The 16,160-nt window shown below is 68.9% G+C and carries 15 protein-coding genes and 1 pseudogene; 6 read left to right on the top strand and 10 right to left on the bottom strand.

Annotated features, from left to right (window positions below):
- Positions 1–153 precede the first annotated feature (153 nt).
- Positions 154–540, bottom strand: coding sequence for a hypothetical protein (locus ABZ098_RS38270; RefSeq protein WP_356598464.1), 387 nt, complete (start codon positions 538–540; stop codon positions 154–156).
- A gap of 40 nt (positions 541–580) precedes the next feature.
- Entirely contained in the window at positions 581–1,465 is an 885-nt protein-coding gene (locus tag ABZ098_RS38265; RefSeq protein WP_356598462.1) for a nuclease, read from the bottom strand.
- Between the two features lie 265 nt (positions 1,466–1,730).
- On the opposite strand from ABZ098_RS38265, the gene ABZ098_RS38260 reads away from it, so the two are divergent.
- Positions 1,731–2,285: a PHP domain-containing protein gene (locus tag ABZ098_RS38260; RefSeq protein WP_356598460.1), complete on the top strand. Its 555-nt coding sequence runs from the start codon at positions 1,731–1,733 to the stop codon at positions 2,283–2,285.
- Here the strand turns inward: ABZ098_RS38260 and ABZ098_RS38255 are convergent.
- Both ABZ098_RS38255 and ABZ098_RS38250 read right to left on the bottom strand, forming a co-directional pair.
- Positions 2,269–2,577, bottom strand: coding sequence for a hypothetical protein (locus ABZ098_RS38255; protein ID WP_356598458.1), 309 nt, complete (start codon positions 2,575–2,577; stop codon positions 2,269–2,271). The genes ABZ098_RS38260 and ABZ098_RS38255 overlap by 17 nt on opposite strands.
- Positions 2,578–2,721: 144 nt before the next feature.
- Positions 2,722–3,627 (bottom strand): oxidoreductase, encoded by a 906-nt coding sequence (locus tag ABZ098_RS38250; protein ID WP_356598457.1) that lies wholly within the window; start codon positions 3,625–3,627, stop codon positions 2,722–2,724.
- A gap of 72 nt (positions 3,628–3,699) precedes the next feature.
- On the opposite strand from ABZ098_RS38250, the gene ABZ098_RS38245 reads away from it, so the two are divergent.
- Both ABZ098_RS38245 and ABZ098_RS38240 read left to right on the top strand, forming a co-directional pair.
- Complete coding sequence (locus ABZ098_RS38245; RefSeq protein ID WP_356598455.1) at positions 3,700–4,323, top strand: TetR/AcrR family transcriptional regulator; 624 nt, start codon at positions 3,700–3,702, stop codon at positions 4,321–4,323.
- 267 nt (positions 4,324–4,590) lie between these two features.
- Positions 4,591–6,744, top strand: a complete 2,154-nt coding sequence (locus tag ABZ098_RS38240; protein WP_356598453.1) for an MMPL family transporter — start codon at positions 4,591–4,593, stop codon at positions 6,742–6,744.
- Positions 6,745–7,397: 653 nt separating this feature from the next.
- On the opposite strand, the gene ABZ098_RS38235 is transcribed toward ABZ098_RS38240, so the two are convergent.
- The 3 genes from ABZ098_RS38235 to ABZ098_RS38225 form a co-directional block, all read right to left on the bottom strand.
- Positions 7,398–8,846, bottom strand: coding sequence for a HAMP domain-containing sensor histidine kinase (locus ABZ098_RS38235; protein WP_356598451.1), 1,449 nt, complete (start codon positions 8,844–8,846; stop codon positions 7,398–7,400).
- Positions 8,843–9,535 carry a response regulator transcription factor gene (locus tag ABZ098_RS38230; RefSeq protein WP_356598449.1) on the bottom strand — a complete coding sequence of 231 codons (693 nt, stop codon included), beginning with the start codon at positions 9,533–9,535 and terminating at the stop codon, positions 8,843–8,845. Before ABZ098_RS38230 ends, ABZ098_RS38235 begins: the two co-directional genes overlap by 4 nt.
- 798 nt (positions 9,536–10,333) lie before the next feature.
- On the bottom strand, positions 10,334–11,299 hold the full coding sequence (locus tag ABZ098_RS38225; protein WP_356598447.1) for a glycoside hydrolase family 6 protein: 966 nt from the start codon (positions 11,297–11,299) through the stop codon (positions 10,334–10,336).
- Positions 11,300–11,679: 380 nt separating this feature from the next.
- Here ABZ098_RS38225 and ABZ098_RS38220 point away from each other — a divergent pair, with 380 nt between their 5' ends.
- Both ABZ098_RS38220 and ABZ098_RS38215 read left to right on the top strand, forming a co-directional pair.
- Positions 11,680–12,690 carry a LacI family DNA-binding transcriptional regulator gene (locus tag ABZ098_RS38220; RefSeq protein ID WP_356598587.1) on the top strand — a complete coding sequence of 337 codons (1,011 nt, stop codon included), beginning with the start codon at positions 11,680–11,682 and terminating at the stop codon, positions 12,688–12,690.
- Between the two features lie 119 nt (positions 12,691–12,809).
- Positions 12,810–12,959, top strand: coding sequence for a hypothetical protein (locus ABZ098_RS38215; RefSeq protein ID WP_356598445.1), 150 nt, complete (start codon positions 12,810–12,812; stop codon positions 12,957–12,959).
- A 361-nt stretch (positions 12,960–13,320) separates the two neighbouring features.
- Here ABZ098_RS38215 and ABZ098_RS38210 read toward each other — a convergent pair whose 3' ends face one another.
- Complete coding sequence (locus ABZ098_RS38210; protein ID WP_356598443.1) at positions 13,321–14,130, bottom strand: hypothetical protein; 810 nt, start codon at positions 14,128–14,130, stop codon at positions 13,321–13,323.
- A gap of 730 nt (positions 14,131–14,860) precedes the next feature.
- Between ABZ098_RS38210 and ABZ098_RS38205 the strand changes: the two genes are divergently transcribed.
- Positions 14,861–15,421 carry a DM13 domain-containing protein gene (locus ABZ098_RS38205; RefSeq protein WP_356598441.1) on the top strand — a complete coding sequence of 187 codons (561 nt, stop codon included), beginning with the start codon at positions 14,861–14,863 and terminating at the stop codon, positions 15,419–15,421.
- Between the two features lie 24 nt (positions 15,422–15,445).
- Here the strand turns inward: ABZ098_RS38205 and ABZ098_RS38200 are convergent.
- Positions 15,446–15,553 (bottom strand): annotated as a pseudogene (locus tag ABZ098_RS38200) (PucR family transcriptional regulator); the annotation flags it as partial.
- 6 nt (positions 15,554–15,559) lie between these two features.
- Positions 15,560–16,102, bottom strand: a complete 543-nt coding sequence (locus ABZ098_RS38195) for an MOSC domain-containing protein (RefSeq protein WP_356598440.1) — start codon at positions 16,100–16,102, stop codon at positions 15,560–15,562.
- Between the last annotated feature and the right edge of the window lie 58 nt (positions 16,103–16,160).

The raw sequence follows: 16,160 nt of genomic DNA, 5'->3' as shown, positions 1-16,160 counted from the left end.
TGATGGACCCGGCCCAGCGACGGGCATGGGCGGCGAGCGCCAGGGACTCCGCCCAGCCGTCCGTGCCGGGCATTGCGCGGGAGGTCCCAGCTACCGCCCCTGCACATCTCGTCACCACACCGTCGTGCCCATGAGGACGGCACGCGCCGGGATTCACGCGTACCCGCGAAGTGCCTTGTGGGCGCCGTAGGCCTCGATGAACCCCTGGACCGCTTCCAGATCAAAGGCGGACCGCCACTTCGACTTGCGGCCGTCGAGGTAGCGCAGGTCGACCCAGGTGGAGACGGCAGCCGACGAATCGGAACTGGCCACTCGCAGCTTCATGCTGGCCAGGTCCTGGAAGAAGACGATCGTCAGCGGCTTGCGTTCGCTGATGTACTCGACGGAGCCGTCCAGCGTAATCACCAGCAGGGGGTCCGGATCGTTCGACGTCCCGCGGAAGAAGCCGGACAGCGCGCCCCGCTTCTTGGTGAACACGCGCCACTGCGCCGGCACGGGGCCTTGGCGCGCCTGCCACAGGATCGTTCGTGGATCCGTCATGGCACCTCCGCACAGGTGATGGCCGGTCGGCTCCGGCCGTCTACTTCTCCACGAAGATGATCTCTTCGGGCTGGTGGGTCATCCTCACGGTGTTGCCGTTGGTGATCTCGATGGCGTGTTGCAGGCCGGTGATCTCCTTTGAGGTCGGCGGCATGTGGAATTTGTCGGCGCCTCCGCCCAGGTAGGAGGGGAGGCAGGCCAGGGACGGGCTTGTGGGGTTGAGGTCCAGGTATTCCTTCAGCCGGCGGAACAGCTTGGGGAGGATGACTGCTCCGTCATCGGCCGTGAGCGAGGCCATTCCGGTGATCTTCACTCCGGACTGCGTCACATCCTTGGCCCACACACCCAGCGGCGGTGTGGACTGACGCGCCTGCTGGGCTGCGGCGGCGAGGACATTGCGCAGGGAGACGGGAAAGCCGGTGTAGAAGGTCGGGTAGGCCAATCCCAGCGAGAGCAGGTGGTGGTTGGCGGTCTTCTTCACCAGGGCGTCACTGACATTGATCTCGTAGCCGCTGCACCCGGGCGGGGTGCCGCGGCCGACCAGGGCCACGCACCGGCCGTACACGTCGGAACCGCGAGTGAGGATGAAGCCGGGCACGCTGGTGGGGGTCAGGGTGACGGTCTCGTCCGGATTGCGGATGATGCTGGTGAAGCCGAGGAACGTCAGCAGTTCGTCCGCGGCTTGGTGCGCGAGGCCGATCGGCTGGTGCTGATCCGGTCCATAGCTGCCCCCGTAGTGGGTCTCCAGGGCGTCGATGCCTTCGAGCCGGACGTTGGCGTGGCCGTCGGCGGCGGGCAGAATCGGCTTGCACCCGGGTACGAGCTTCCAGTCGGCCACGTTGTCCGGGATGAACGAGACGGTGTCACCGTCCGGCTTGGCCTTCTCCGACACCTTGAACGAGCCCTTGATGAGCAGCATGGGCATGACGACTCCCCTCACGGGTATCACTCTGTGCATCCGATAATGACACAGAGTGTTTTCCGTGGTGTCGCGTGCACCCTCCCGCACCGGACCCGGCCCTGCCACAGTCACCCGCATCCATACAGGTCAGGGGAAGACCAGGAGGCGAGCACGGAGCTGGCGGCCACTCGGGCGACACGTGGAGACGCCATGCCGCATCCGAGCATTTTTTTGATTACGGCGATGCAGGGACGCGCGTCACAGGGTGGACGCACGAGAGAGACAGGAGGTGCGCAGCAGTGGATTTACTCATCTGCCCGTCGCCTCGGGCTATTCGGCCCGCTACGGCGCATCACTCCCCGGCGCCCTGGTCCAGCGTGCCGCCGAGCGCGGGGTGACGACGCTCGCACTGACCGATCAGGACACCGTCGCGGGCACGGTCCGCTTCGCCACCGCCGATGCGGTCACCGGTGTCCACCCCGTCTTCGACGTCGACGTCGCTGTCGCCCCCTCAACTCACCCGACCCGGTCACCGGACCGCGGCGAGGTCCGACAATCAGCTGCGCCCAGCGTCGACACAGTGGATGTGGGCCTGGATCCACGCGGCGCAACGGGCTCGGCACCGGGTCGACCCCGGCATATTAACCTTCTGGTGACACCGCAGAGCCGCGTCGCACGGCTCCTAGCCAACCCCGTGGCCGCCAGCTTCCGTCCGCACGGCGGCATCACGGCCATCTGCCACGACGTGGGCCGCGTCCTCGCGACCCGTGACGCCCACTCCCGCACCGCTCACCACCAGAAGGGAACCAAACCCAGACGCAGCACGACTATCCCAGCAAGGTGAGTGGCACATCGCGTCCGTCCAGGACATCCAGCCAGGTGACGACTGAATGGGACGGATCAAGGCGCACCAGGAAGGCCGCCTCATCTCCCTGCTCCAGCTCCATGACTGACGGAGTAGGTGTTCCCTCGGGAGCGGTCAACACATAGCCATGGCAGACACCATGGAAGGGCAAGTCCGCGATCGAGTCTGCGATCGGATCTTGTGGAGACGCTTCCCGCAGCAGAGTTACGACGTCCTTCACAAGATCGGGACTGACATCCCCCAGACGCGGCAAGCCCTTCGTATGACTCATGGGCGACTCCATGTCTTGCATCATGCCACGCCGGCCGGTCACGAGCCCGACACCCGGGAGGTACCGAGGTCGCCGTGCAGCACCGTGCAGGCCGGGGAGCGGGTGAGCGGGCTGCGGTTTCTTCGCCCATCCGACGGGCCGCACTCAGCCGCGTACGGCTGTCTCGAGCGGGAACCGTGTCCCCGTCAGCTCCTCCGACACCGTCCACAGCCTCTTCGCCGCCTCCGGATCGCTCGCCGCCGCGCTCCGGCCGACCAGGGTGGGCGCACCGCGCAACTCCTGGAAGCCGTCCGGGCCGACGTAGCTCGCGCCGGGGAGGTCCTGCGTTGCCGCGTACAGGGTGGGCAGCGCGCCCGCCTTGTCGTCCTGGGCCATGAACCGGTTGCCGAACTTCATGAAGAGCCGGGACAGCAGGCTCGCCGCGTGGCTCTGGAGCTTGGTGGCGGCGTACCCGGGGTGGGCGGCGGTGGCGCGGACCCGGGAGCCCGCGTCCGTGAGGCGGCGCTGGAGTTCCAGGGTGAAGAGGAGGTTCGCGAGTTTCGACTGGGCGTAGGCGCCGGTGGGGCTGTAGTTGGCCGTCCGGTTCAGATCGGCGAAGTCGATCACTCCAGTGCCACCGCGGTGCAGGCCCGAGGAGACGGTGACGACCCGGTCGGTGATGTGCGGCAGCAGCAGGTTGGTCAGGGCGAAGTGCCCCAGATGGTTGGTGCCGAACTGCATCTCGAAGCCGTCGCGCGTGCGCTGCTCCGGCAGCATCATCACACCGGCGTTGTTCAGCAGCAGATGCAGTTCGCCCTGCCAGTCCGCCGCGAACTCCCGCACCGAGGACAGGTCCGCCAGATCGAGGCGGCGGACCTCCGTGCTGCCGTGGACGGTGGCCGCCGCCACGCGGCCGCGCTCCGGATCCCGTACGGCGAACACGACATGCGCGCCTGCGTGGGCCAGTGCCTCCGCCGCCTTGAGACCGATACCGCTGTTGGCTCCGGTGACCACGGCAGTACGGCCCGTGAGGTCAGGGATGTCGGTCGCGTTCCACTTGTGAGTTGCCATGGCCCCCAATGTAGGCATCGACAACAATGATGTCAATGACAACAATGCTGGCGCCGTCTACATCCGGATACGATGGTGCCCATGCCGTCCGAGAAGTCCGAGAGCCGCGAGACCCGCCCCTACCACCACGGAGACCTCCGCTCCGCCCTGCTCGCAAGCGCGGAGCGCACCCTGCGGGAGAAGGGGGCCGGGGCCCTGTCCCTGCGGGAACTGGCCCGGGACATCGGCGTCAGCCATGCCGCCCCGGGGCGGCACTTCAAGGACAAGCAGGCCCTGCTCAACGCCCTGGCGCTCGCCGGCTACGAGCGGCTGACCCGGGCCCTGACCGCCGTCGACGACCCCACCCTCCCGCTGGAACAGCGGCTCGTCGCCCTCGCCCGGGCCTATCTCGGCTTCGCCACCGAGAACGCCGAGCTCCTGGAGCTCATGTTCGCCCGCAAGCATGACCCCGACGCCTCCGAGGAGATGGCCGCCGCCGTCGACCGTACGGTGGGGGCGCTGGAGCGGATCATCGCGGACGCCCAGAGGCGCGGGGAGATCATCGAGGGAGACCCCGCCCATCTCACCCTTGTCGTGGGCGCCACCCTCCAGGGCGCCGCCACCTTCGCCGCCAACGACCGGCTCGACGCGCAGACCACGTTCGACGACGTCCCACAACTGGTGCACCTGATGCTCTACGGCCTCAAGCCCAGGTGAGTGACGCGCCCTTGCGTGAAGACCACAACCACAACGGTTCCGGGTCACTGTCGCTCGGCAGGTGGTCCACGACGAGGCGGATTGGGACCGGGCGCCCGCCGGCACCTGCCGAGTGCCTCTGACCGGGATTCCACAAGGCATCAATGATCGACATCGCCCTCTACAGCGGACGCCGGTTGCTTCACAGGCTCTAACGGTGGTCTCAGCTTCGCTCATTAGGAAGTAGGCATCAGATGAGCGATGCAACGCGTGTGTAGGAGGCTAGTGATGACAGTCAACGCAGCGCCGTCCGGGGCAGCGCCGACCGGTCGGTTGGCAGGCCGGTGGGTGCCGTGGTTAGTGATCGGCTTGTGGGTGGCGCTGGCGGTGTTCATGGTGCCGCTGAGCGGAAAGTTGAGTTCGGTCACCACCGACAGCGCCGCTGACACCCTGCCGGCCAGCGCCGAGTCCACCAAGGTCGCGGTACTGGAGGACAGTCTCCCCGACGGTGACGACAACGAGTTCGTCTTCGTGTACCACCGCGCCGGCCGCATGACCCAAGCCGATCGCGCGACGGTCGAGCGCCACTACAACACCCTTGCCAAGCGGTACCCGCCGAAGGTGGCGGCCCCGGCCGATGGCGACGACGAGGAGGGCCCATCGACGAGTGTCTCCACCGACGGCAAGGCGATGGTGTTCACCCTCGAGGTGAGCACGACCTACGGCGCACCGGAGGACATCGTCGGCCCGCTGCGTGATGCCACGAAGGACCGCCCCGACGGCCTGGAACTCGACGTGACCGGCCCGGCCGCGATCGACGGCGACATGGACGCCGTCTTCGACGGCATCGACGTGCAGGTCTTGCTCACCACCATCGTCGTCGTCACGCTCCTGCTCATCCTCACCTACCGCAGTCCGGTGTTGTGGATCATCCCGCTCGTGGCCGTGGGCGCGGCCGCACTGACCGCGATGGCGACCGTCTACCTGCTCGTCAAGGGCTTCGGCATCGTGGTCAACGACCAGAACTCGGCGCTGCTGACGATCCTGGTGTTCGGCGTCGGCACGGACTACGCGCTGTTGCTCATCGCTCGATATCGGGAGGCACTGCACCACCACGAGAACGTCCGGGTCGCGATGGTCCACGCGCTGCGCAGCGCGGCGCCGGCCATCGTCGCGTCCGCGGCCACCGTGATCGCCGGCCTGCTCTGCCTGCTCGTCGCCGACCTGAACAGCACCAGCGGGCTGGGCCCGATCGGCGCGGCCGGCATCCTGTGCGCGCTGGTGGCCATGCTGACGCTGTTCCCGGCGGTGCTCGTGGTGCTCGGCAGGCGGATCTTCTGGCCGGCCGTCCCGCGGTTCAACACGGCCATGGAGCAGAAGCCGGGGCTGTGGGGACGGCTCGGCGCCGCCATCAGCCGCCGCCGGTGGGTGGCGACGCTCGGCTCGCTCGGAATCCTCGGCGTGCTCGCCCTCGGGTTGGCGGGCAACACCGGCAACCTGCGGGAACAGGACCAGTTCCTGTCCGCGCCGGAGTCGGTCACCGGCTTCACCGTGCTCCGCCAGCACTTCCCGGAGCTCGGCGGCCAACCGATGACGATCTTCACGCGGCCGGCGTACCAGGAGCGGGTGCTCGACATCGTCAAGGACACTCGCGGTGTGGCCCTGGCAATCCCGGGTCGGGCCAGCGGTGGCTGGGCCGACATCTCCGTGTTCCCGAAGGACGCGCCGGACACCGTCGCCGAGTACGACACGATCAAGCGGGTGCGCAGCGCCGTGCACCCGGTGAGCGGGGCGGAGGCGATCGTCGGCGGGCCGAGCGCGGAGAACCTCGACACCGAGGTGACCACCAGCCGCGACGAGAAGCTGGTGATCCCGCTGGTGCTCGCCGTCGTCCTGATCGTCCTCGGACTGCTGCTCCGAGCAGTCGTGGCCCCGCTGGTCCTGATGGCCACCGTGATCGTCTCGTTCGCCGCGGCCTTCGGCGGCAGCGTGTTCGTCTTCGACACGATCCTCGGGTTCAAGGGCGTCGACAATTCGGTGCCGCTGCTGGCATTCCTGTTCCTGGTGGCGCTCGGCGTCGACTACAACATCTTCCTGGCCAGCCGGGCCCGGGAGGAGACCGTGCGTCTCGGCACCAGAGAGGGCATGCTCAAAGCCCTCTCCGCCACCGGTGGCGTCATCACCTCGGCAGGCCTGGTCCTGGCGGCCACGTTCGCGGTGCTCGCCACACTTCCGCTGGTGATGCTGGTCGAGGTCGGGTTCCTGGTCGCCTTCGGCGTGCTGCTCGACGCCCTGCTGGTGCGGTCGGTCCTGGTGCCCGCCCTCACCCTGCTGATCGACCGGCGGATCTGGTGGCCGAGCCGACTGTCCCGTCCAGCGGTGGAACTGCCGGAGGGTCAACAGCCGCTCGCCGACGACGAGGAGCCCGCGCTGCAACGGTGAGCCTCGGCGGCACGCACGAGATCCGGGACGGGCATTCAGGCCCGTCCCGGATCTTTTCATGGGCCGACAGCCGCCGCCCTTTGGCCCTGCGCCACGCGCCGGGGGCTGGCGGCGGCGCATCGCGGTGTCATCCCCGGTGGTGGACCGCTTGTCCTGCGCCGTGGGGCCGGGGTTGGGGTCGGCGCGCAGTGGTGTCCTGCCCCGACGGCGAGCCGCGCGTGGCCAGCCCGAGGGCCTCCGCCCCTGGTCCTGCGCCGTGCGGCCGGGGCTGGCGTCGGGCACCGTGATGTCCTGCCCCGACCGTGAGCCGCGCGGGGCCAACCCGAGGGCCGCCGCCCCTGGTCCTGCGCCGCGCCGCCGGGGCTCGCGTCGGGCACCGTGATGTCCTGCCCCAACCGCGAGCCGCGCGGGGCCATGCGGAGTGCCCGCCGCCCCTGGTCCTGCGCCGCGCCGCCGGGGCTCGCGTCGGGCACCGTGATGTCCTGCCCCAACCGTGAGCCGCGCGGGGCCAGCCCGAGGGCCTCCGCCCCTGGTCCTGCGCCGCGCCGCCGGGCCTCGCGTCGGGCACCGTGATGTCCTGCCCCGACCGCGAGCCGCGCGGGGCCAGCCCGAGGGCCACCGCCCCTGGTCCTGCGCCGTGCGGCCGGTGCGGGTCAGCGCACCGCAGTGTCCTCGCCGGCGGCGCGCCGCGCGATGGGGTCGGGCGGGGCCGCGGCCGGAAGGTCGACCCGAAGCAGCGCGCCGCCGCGTGCGGAGCGGGCGACGGTGGCCCGGCCGCCGTGGGCGTCGACGACCCGCTGCACGATCGACAGCCCCAGCCCGGATCCCGGCAACGCCCTGGCGCTGTCGGCACGGTAGAACCGGTCGAACACCCGCGGTACGTCGGCGGCGTCGATGCCCGGCCCGGCGTCGTCGACCTCGAGCACCGCCGACGCACCCTCGGCACGGAGCCGGACCTGGACCGGCTGGTCCTCTGGCGACCACTTGCCGGCGTTGTCGATGAGGTTGAGCACCGCCCGCTGGAGCGCAGCGGGACGCCCGCTCACCCACACGGAGGTCACGTCGAGCGCGACCTCGATGTCGGGCATGCGGGAACGCGCCCGGATCGCGGCGGCCACGACCACGTCGGCGAGGTCGAGCAGCTCGGTGTTCTCGTCGCTGACGTCACCGCGCGCCAGGTCGGTCAGCTCGGCGGCAAGGGTGCCCAACTCGGCCACCTGGGCGCCGAGATCGTTGAGCAGCCGGGTCCGGCTCTCCGCCGGCAGGGCGCTGTCCAGGTTGCCGCGCCGATCGAGCCGGATCAGCAGCTCGACGTTGAGGCGCAGGCTGGTGAGCGGGGTCTTGAGCTCATGGGCGGCGTCCTCGGCGAGCAGCCGCTGGGCCCGCCGGGAGTCCCGCAGCGCGGCGAGCATGTCGTTGATCGACCGGATCAGGCGCCGGATCTCCCCGCCGCCCTCATCCGGGATGTCGGCGTCGAGATCCCGAGTGTGCGCGACACGTACCGCGGCGGCAGTCAGCCGGTCGATCGGTGCCAGCCCGGTCCGCGCCACAGTACGCCCGACCAGGGCGCCGCCGGCCACGCAGAACAGCCCGATCAGCAGCATGCCGAAACCGAACCGGTTGATCGGGCTGTCGTCGGCGAGGCGGGCCACCTGGACCGCGCCGTCGCCCGCCCGCAGCGTGTAGATGAGGTAGCCCTCCTCGCTGTCGTTCGACTCCATCAGGTCGGCCGACGCGCCCTGCGCCACGCGACTGGCGTGCTCGCTGACGGGGGGCAGCGCGGGCTGGCCGGCCGGCGTCCGGGTCGAGCCGTCGGGCAGAATGACCCGCACCAGCCGACCGGATCCGGGATACGACGGTAGCTGGACCTGCGCCAGACCGACGCGCCGCGCGTCCGTCGCCAGGACGCGGGAGTCGGCGCGCAGCTGGTTCTCGGCGGTGTCCCGCAGTTCCCAGTCCATTAGCTCGCTGGCCACCTGGAAGGCCACGAACACGCTGACCGCGATGGCCGTCGCCGCGATCACCGTCAGCCTGGTCCGCAGGGACCGCCGGCGCCACCATCGGGTCAGCCGGCGCGGTTCCCGGCCGGCGGGCCCGCTCACGGAGGAGTCTCCCGCAACGTGTACCCCAGGCCGCGCAGCGTGTAGATCAGTCGCGGCTCACCCTCGGCCTCCATCTTGCGGCGCAGGTAACTCACGTATACCTGGAGGTTGTTGGCGGTGGCGCTCATGTCGAAGCCCCAGATCGCCTCGAACAGCGCGTCGCGGGTCAGGACCCGGGTCGCGTTGCGCATGAGGACCTGCAGGAGGGAGAACTCGGTCCGGGTCAGGCGCAGTGGCCGTTCGCCCCGCCACGCCTCGAACCTGTCGGGATCGAGCCGGACGTCGGCGAACGACAGGATCTGCGACTCCTCGTCGGCCGGCGTGCGCCGGCGCAACAGGGCCCGAACCCGGGCCAGCAACTCCTCGGTGGCGAACGGCTTGGGCAAGTAGTCGTCGGCGCCCGCGTCCAGCCCCGTGACCCGGTCGGAGACCTGGTCACGGGCGGTCAGCATCAGCACCGGAAGATCCCGACCCGCGGCCCGCAACCGCCGGCAGGTCTCCAACCCGCCGAGGCGGGGCATCATCACGTCGAGGATCAGCAGATCCAGCGTGTCACCGTCGGCACCACCGAGCCCGTCGAGCACGGCGAGACCGTTGGAGACGGTGCTGGTGTCGTACCCCTCGACCTGGAGCACCCGCTCCAGCGACTCACGGATGGCCACTTCATCATCCGCGATCATGATCCGCACGCCGGCCCCGCCCCCTTCCAGTCGATGCTTTTTGCCGCTCATTGTCCCCGACCAACCTGAGGCCAGGCTTAGAGCGTCGCTGGGGACCGCGCTCTTAGCTCGACTCTTTCGGGCATCTTGGGGTCGTCCAGGTCAACTGCCAAGGGTTCGCCAGCAAGTGAGCCGGGGGGATCTTGTGCTGTCGGGATAGCTCTGCAAGGCCGTCGGCTGTGGGGCAGGAGCTCCCCTCCGTTCGGTGAAAGTCCGCTGAGGCGCTCGATGTTGATGGCGATGGCGGTCAGACGTGCTGGGCATGGGACTTGCTCTGACCTCGACACCCGACCACGGTCTGGGCCCTGGTCGGGTGTCGATTCACCTTGGTCGGCCTCATGGTCGGGGCGTATCGCAGGGGTATTACAGGCGACAGTTGGCACCGATATCAACCAGCAACGGGCTGCGCTCGAACACCAGTTAGGCCACCTGGTTGGCCACACCGCACGTGGAACCCGACCGGTCCGGGCCGCACCGGTGCCCGGCCAGCGGCGTCGACCAGGACCAAGTCGCTGAGACGCCGGAAGGGTCGGGGTGGGCGGTGGGCGGTGGGCCGAGGGTGCACGTGTACGGCGGTCGCGGCATTCGGCGTGCGGCCTGCGCGAGGGCACCGGCAGTCGCGTTGGATCACTGCGGGAGGCCCATGGCCCGGCCGGGCTGCCGACCGCCGGTGCGCGAGACGGCCGGCGGTCGGCTCGGCCGGGTGTGGCGGGCGGTGCCGTGGCCTGACGGGGGGGGCAGGGCGTGCCAGGCCACGGAGGTCCGGGATCAGTATCCGTAGATCATCTTGTAGGCGACCTCGGGGAGGAACTGCCCGGCCGAGGAGCCCCCTCCGACGCCGCAGTTGCCGTCGGACTCGCCCGGAACCTTGATCCACAAGAGCATCTCGGCGCCTCCGCCAAGCTGGGTGGGGGTGCCGATACGGCGGCCGGAGGGGTTGCACCACTGGCCGTTGGAGCCGTTGCCGTTGCGGCTGCTGTCCACGACGAACGGCTTGGTGTAGCCGTAGCGGGCCCCAAGCTCCCTGTTGACGGCGTTGCCGTAGGCGGTGTTCTCGGCGGTGGAGAAGTAGTTGGAGACGTTGAGCGAGAAGCCGTGAGCCTGTCGCAGGCCCGCTTCGTGAAGGCGCCGGGCCATGGTCGCCGCGCTCGCCCAGCCCGGGTTGCCGGCGTCCAGGTACACCCAGGTGTTGGGGGCCTGGCGACTGAACTCGGCGAGGGCACCGGTGAGCATCCCCGCACGCTCGTCGATCTGAGCCTGGGTCATGCAGCCGTAGTCGGCGAGGGAGTCCGGTTCCAGGATGACAACGGCCGGGCGACTGGCGATCCCACCCGCGAACTGGGCGATCCAGCTCCTGTAAGCGGACGGTGAAGCGGCTCCGCCCGCGGAATGGCCGCCGCAGTAATCGCGGTTGTAGATGTTGTAGGCGACGAGGAGAGGCAACTTGTCGACCTGGTCCGCCGCTCCCACGAACCCGCCCGTGGCGGTGCCGACGGTGCCACTCCACGCACCGAACCAGCGGGCCATCGGAGTGTTGGCGATCGCGGAACCGATCGCGGGCGCCCGCCCATCACGCGGATTGGCGGCAACCCACCTCTTCGCGCTTGAGTCGGGGTCGACATAAAACCCACTGGTCATGGTGGTGGGATCCGCCGCGTGGGCGGACGGTGCGACGGCGAACGCCAGCGGCAGAGCGAAGAGCGCTACGGCCAAGGCGCGGAGTCTGCGGCGCATGACTGACCTCGTTTTCCTGGCAGGGGTGCGTCGCACCCTCTGGTCCCGAGCGTGCGACCTGAGCAAGAGCGGTGTCACCACGCGATCTTGGGAGCGCTCCCACTGGAAGCGGTCCCAGAGAACTGGAAAATCGTCGGGGTGGCTTTGTGCATGGTGTTGCGCCGTAGTTGAGCTGTCAAGAGCCGATGCACCATGCCCCTATGGCGAAAACAAGCCTGATGGGCCAGAAAAACTGGAAGCGCTTCCAACCCGGATCCGGTCGGCGCGATGAAGGGTTCCGTCTGGCTGACTGTCCGTCTCATGACGTCACCCGGGGTGGCAATGCCGTGGTCCGGGGTGAGACGCTTCCCGTCCGGTCGCGAGGGAGGGGCTCGTCGTTCATGACAGTTGCGCCGCGTCGGCAGCCGACGCTCGAGGAGGTGGCCGAACGCGCCGGAGTTTCCCGTTCCGTGGCCTCCCGCGCCCTCAACAACGCTCCGCATGTCAGCCCCGCCAAACGGGAGGCGGTTGAACGGGCCGTCCGGCAACTCGGTTATGTTCCCAACCCGACCGCCCGTGCTCTGGCCACGCGTCAGACGGGAGCGGCCGCCCTGGTCGTCTCGGGAGAGGATCCGTCGATTTTCGCGGATCCGTTCTTCGCGCAGGTGATCGTGGGGGCCTCGACCGCTCTGGAGGACGCCGATCTGCATCTCATGCTGTGCCTGGCCGCCTCCGACCGGGGCCGCAAACGGGTGGAGGAACTGTTCCGCTCCAAGGGTGCCGACGGTGTTCTGCTGATGGCCCTGCGCGAGAGCGACCCCCTGGCCGCAATGGCCCAAGAGGCGAAGGTGCCCGTCGTGTTCGGAGGACGCCCCGTCGGTGTGACTCCCCGGTGGTATGTCGACGTCGACAACGTCGGCGGAGCGCGCGAGGCGACCGAGTACCTGATGTCACGCGGCCGGACACGCGTGGCCGCGATCTGCGGGCGTCTGGACACCGAGGCCGGACGCGCCCGGTACCGCGGCTACCGGGACGCCCTGTTGGGAGCCGGCCTCGATCCGCTGCCGCCGCAGGAAGGGGACTTCACCGAGCCCAGCGGAGCCGCGGCCGCGGCCGTCCTGCTGAACCAGCACCCCGATCTGGACGCAATCATCGCTGCCAACGACAACATGGCTGCGGGCGCGTTGCGCACGTTGCGCGCGGCCGGCCGGGCGGTCCCCGCCGACATCGCTGTGGTGGGTTTCGACGACCTGACCGTCGCACAGGTCGCCGATCCGCCCCTCACCACCGTCCATCAGCCCATAACGGCTCTCGGACGGGAGATGGCGCGCATGCTCGTCGCGGTCATCAACGGACACGACCCCACCCCGTTGATCCTGCCCACGCGCCTGGTCATCCGCGCTAGCGCCTGACGGTCCTGATCTCGGGCCAGGAAGAGCAGCCTGCACGGAACGCGAAGACGCCGTATTCGTGTGGGGCGCGGCCCGCACGGCAGTTGGTGCACAGCCGTGCGCACGGCGCCGTCCTGGCGATGACGGCGCGGCCGTGGCGCAGCGGCGCGCGCGGGATCGCCCACTCCCGCAGGCTCAAGGGGCAGCAGTGGCCCGGCCGGGCCGGCAGCCGGCTCGCGATCCGTGTCGTGGTCAGGAGCAGCGGTCGGTCCGCGCCGTACGCGTGGTGAACCAGGTGGGGCCCAACGGGTGGAGCCCAACGGGCGGTGCGGAGACGGTCCTGCGGGCTGCGACCGCGTCGAGGAGCCCTCCTCCACAAGGCGCTTGGCCATGGAGAATGCCTGCTCAAAGTCGAGGGTAACCCTCGTCCGCCACGACACCGTGTTTCTGCAGCCACGTCGCCTGGTCCAGCGCAGGCGCCGCCACGACTGTCAGCGCCTCGATCAGAAGGCGCCGACGAAACGAAGAATCAGGAGTCTCCACAGCGAGATCATCCCACCCTTCCCCCTGAGCAAGGGATCCGCCTGTTCGACCGCCTCCAGCAGCCGACTTGACGCGCTAACCGCCTGAGGTGTCCATACGGTCAGAGCCCTAGCCGGGAGGCTGTTCGCCGGGCGTCAGGCCGATCCACGTGTTGGCGTCTTCCAGAACGACGTAGATGGCGTCCTTCTCAGCGTTCCAATCCGTCGGCACAACGAGGTAGCGTCCGTTGCGTTCGAGGAGTAGCCGCAGGTCCGTGTAGCGATATCGGTGGCGCCAGCCCGGCTCGAAGGACTCCTCGGTCACTGACCGCGTGGGGAATGTCAGCCGCTCGCGGCTGAGGACTACGACCCCCGTCCAACCGACGACCTCGCGCGCGTGCGTGCGGGCGTCGTGGTCACCCATCTGCCAGGCAGCCTGGGTAAGCGTCCAGAACAGGAACACAGCAGCAGCCAGGATCAGCACTGCCCTTCGACGCAACCTCTGCGGCGGGCCGGCTTGGGCGTGGTGGCTCTGTCCCAGTAGAAGGCCGGCTGCGATGGTGAGGGGCGCCGCCCACCCGTACGGCTGGATTCGCGACCACATCAGCAGCAGGACCAGCCCAGCAGCAACGACGACGACGTGCCATCGTGTCGTCAGTAGCCATGCCTTAGCAACGCGGCGGCTCAGCGAAGCCGGAAGACGCCGAGTGCTTGGGTCACCTGAAGCGGCGAGGATCAACAGACCGACGACCACCGCAACTAGCACCTCGAACCTCAACAGATGCAGACTCTGCAACGCCAGCTGAGCGAAGCCGAGACCGAGGAAGTGCAGCGAGACGTGGAAATAGGTGTAATAGCCGCTGCTGTAGATCGCTCCTAGATAGAACATCAGGGCCGCGATGAAGGATGCCTGGGCCACGACTGCCTTGCCCAGCGTCATCGCGTCGGATACTCCCCGCTTCTGGGCCTCTACAGCGACGGATCCCATGGGGTTAGGTACTGGGTCCATCGGTGCCGTCAGGGGCTCCCAGGCGAAACAGGGGTCACCCCTGGTGGCAATGTCTCGGACGGCGCGATTGAGGGCCCGGACGTAGTTCCCCGGGGGCGGGTCGGCGGGGGCGGCGGCGGCGGGATTTCTCCTCCGCTGATGTTTGCCGTCGGGGATGACGCGCTGGAAGTTGGTGTTTCGCTGGTTGCCGTTGCCGTGTGGCTCGACGGCCCCGGCGAGGACGTCCTGCCACGGCCGGGCTCGGACGAATCGTCGCACGCGATAAACAAGCTGAGGCCCCAGAGGGCCACTACACAACTCAGCAAATGCCTCGTTCTCTTACGCATTGAACCTCCGTAGCAACAGAGCGTAGCTAAATGCTTGTCATCGGCCCGATAGCGCGCCAGCGTGAACTCCTGCACCGCTCGAACGGTGGACAGTCAAGGGTCCAAGGACGCTCCGAGCCGGCAGCTCCGCACGGTCCGCGTGGCCGGCACTCTGATGGGCTCACTGAACACCTACCTGTTATAGCGGTGCATCGCCGAACGCGCGGACGCCGCCGAAGGCGGCCAGATTCGCGGGTACCAGGCGACGTAAGACTTCCGTCATCCGCGTCGGGGTACACACCGCCCGCGTGCGCCGTTGAAATGGAGGCGGGAAACTCTCAGGGATCGAGGCGGGCATGGGGCGTGGACGGAAGACGCGGGGCAGGCCATGGGTCATCGGGGTGCTGGTGGCGGCGCTCGCCGGTGTCGGCTTCGGCTTGCACTGGTTCCAGCCGTGGAAGCTGTGGCAGGACGAAACCGTGCAGGAGGCCCTGCCCAGTGCCGTCGCCCCTGTGGCCCCTCCGGGCGGAGCGCCGTCCGCGTCACCGTCTCCGGCACCCCGGCTCCGGACGCTGGCGGGCGGCGAACTGATCAGCCACGAGCACGCCACCTCGGGCAAGGTGAAGCTCGTACGACTCGCCGACGGATCCCATGTCGTACGGCTGGAGGACCTCGACACCAGCAACGGCCCCGATCTGCGCGTGTGGCTGACCGACGCGCCGGTGAAGGAGGGGCGTGCCGGGTGGCACGTCTTCGACGACGGCGCGTACGTGAGCCTCGGCAAGCTCAAGGGCAACAAGGGCAGTCAGAACTACACCGTGCCCGCCGACGTCGACCCGTCCCGGTTCACCAGCGTGAGCATCTGGTGCGACCGCTTCGACGTATCCTTCGGCGCCGCCGAACTGGCCCGCACCTGAGCTCGTCCCCGTCCGGAAGGCGCGTCAGAGTTCCTGGGCCGGCCAGTCCAGCAGGTGCGCGCCGATCACCGCGGTCTGCAGCATGTAGCGGTGGACCGGATCGGCCGCATCGGCGCCGGTGAGCTTGCGCAGAAGGCGTCAGACCCGGTCCAGGGGCCGGTGCGGACCGCTGGGAAGTTCCATCTCGATCGTGTCGCCAGGGCGTACCGTGCCGGCTTCCTTCACGATGCTCATGATTCCGGCTTTGCGCACGATGTTCCCCGCCTCGTCGCGGCCGACGACCTGCTTCAGCAACCCGTCCTGGAAGGTGTCGATCTGCAGGCAGGGGTTGCGGAGCCCGGTGACTTCCAGGACCGCGGAGTCGCCGATGCGCAGCAAGGTGCCGACCGGCAGACCGAGCAGATCGATGCCACGCGTGGTGATGTTCTCGCCGAGGTCGCCGGGCGCCACCTTGAACCCTTCTTCGCCGACCTCGGCGAAGAGCTCTTCGTGAATGAGGTGGACCTGGCGCAGATTCGGCTGGGTGGGATCCTGCGCGACGCGCGAGCGGTGCTTGACCGTCACACCAGCGTGCACGTCCCCCTCCACACCGAGCCCGGCAAGCAACCGGACGCTGTCCCGGTTCGGCTTCGTGAACGAGTACTCCCCGTTGCTGCTGACCGCCGTCACTCTGCCGCTCATACCTCGGAACCCCCTCGTCGGTAACTGTGATCAGCCACGAGCCTAGGGCGTTTCTGAT

The organism is Streptomyces sp. NPDC006335 (assembly GCF_040612795.1).
GTDB lineage: Bacteria > Actinomycetota > Actinomycetes > Streptomycetales > Streptomycetaceae > Streptomyces.
This window is presented reverse-complemented; position numbering and strand designations above follow the sequence as displayed.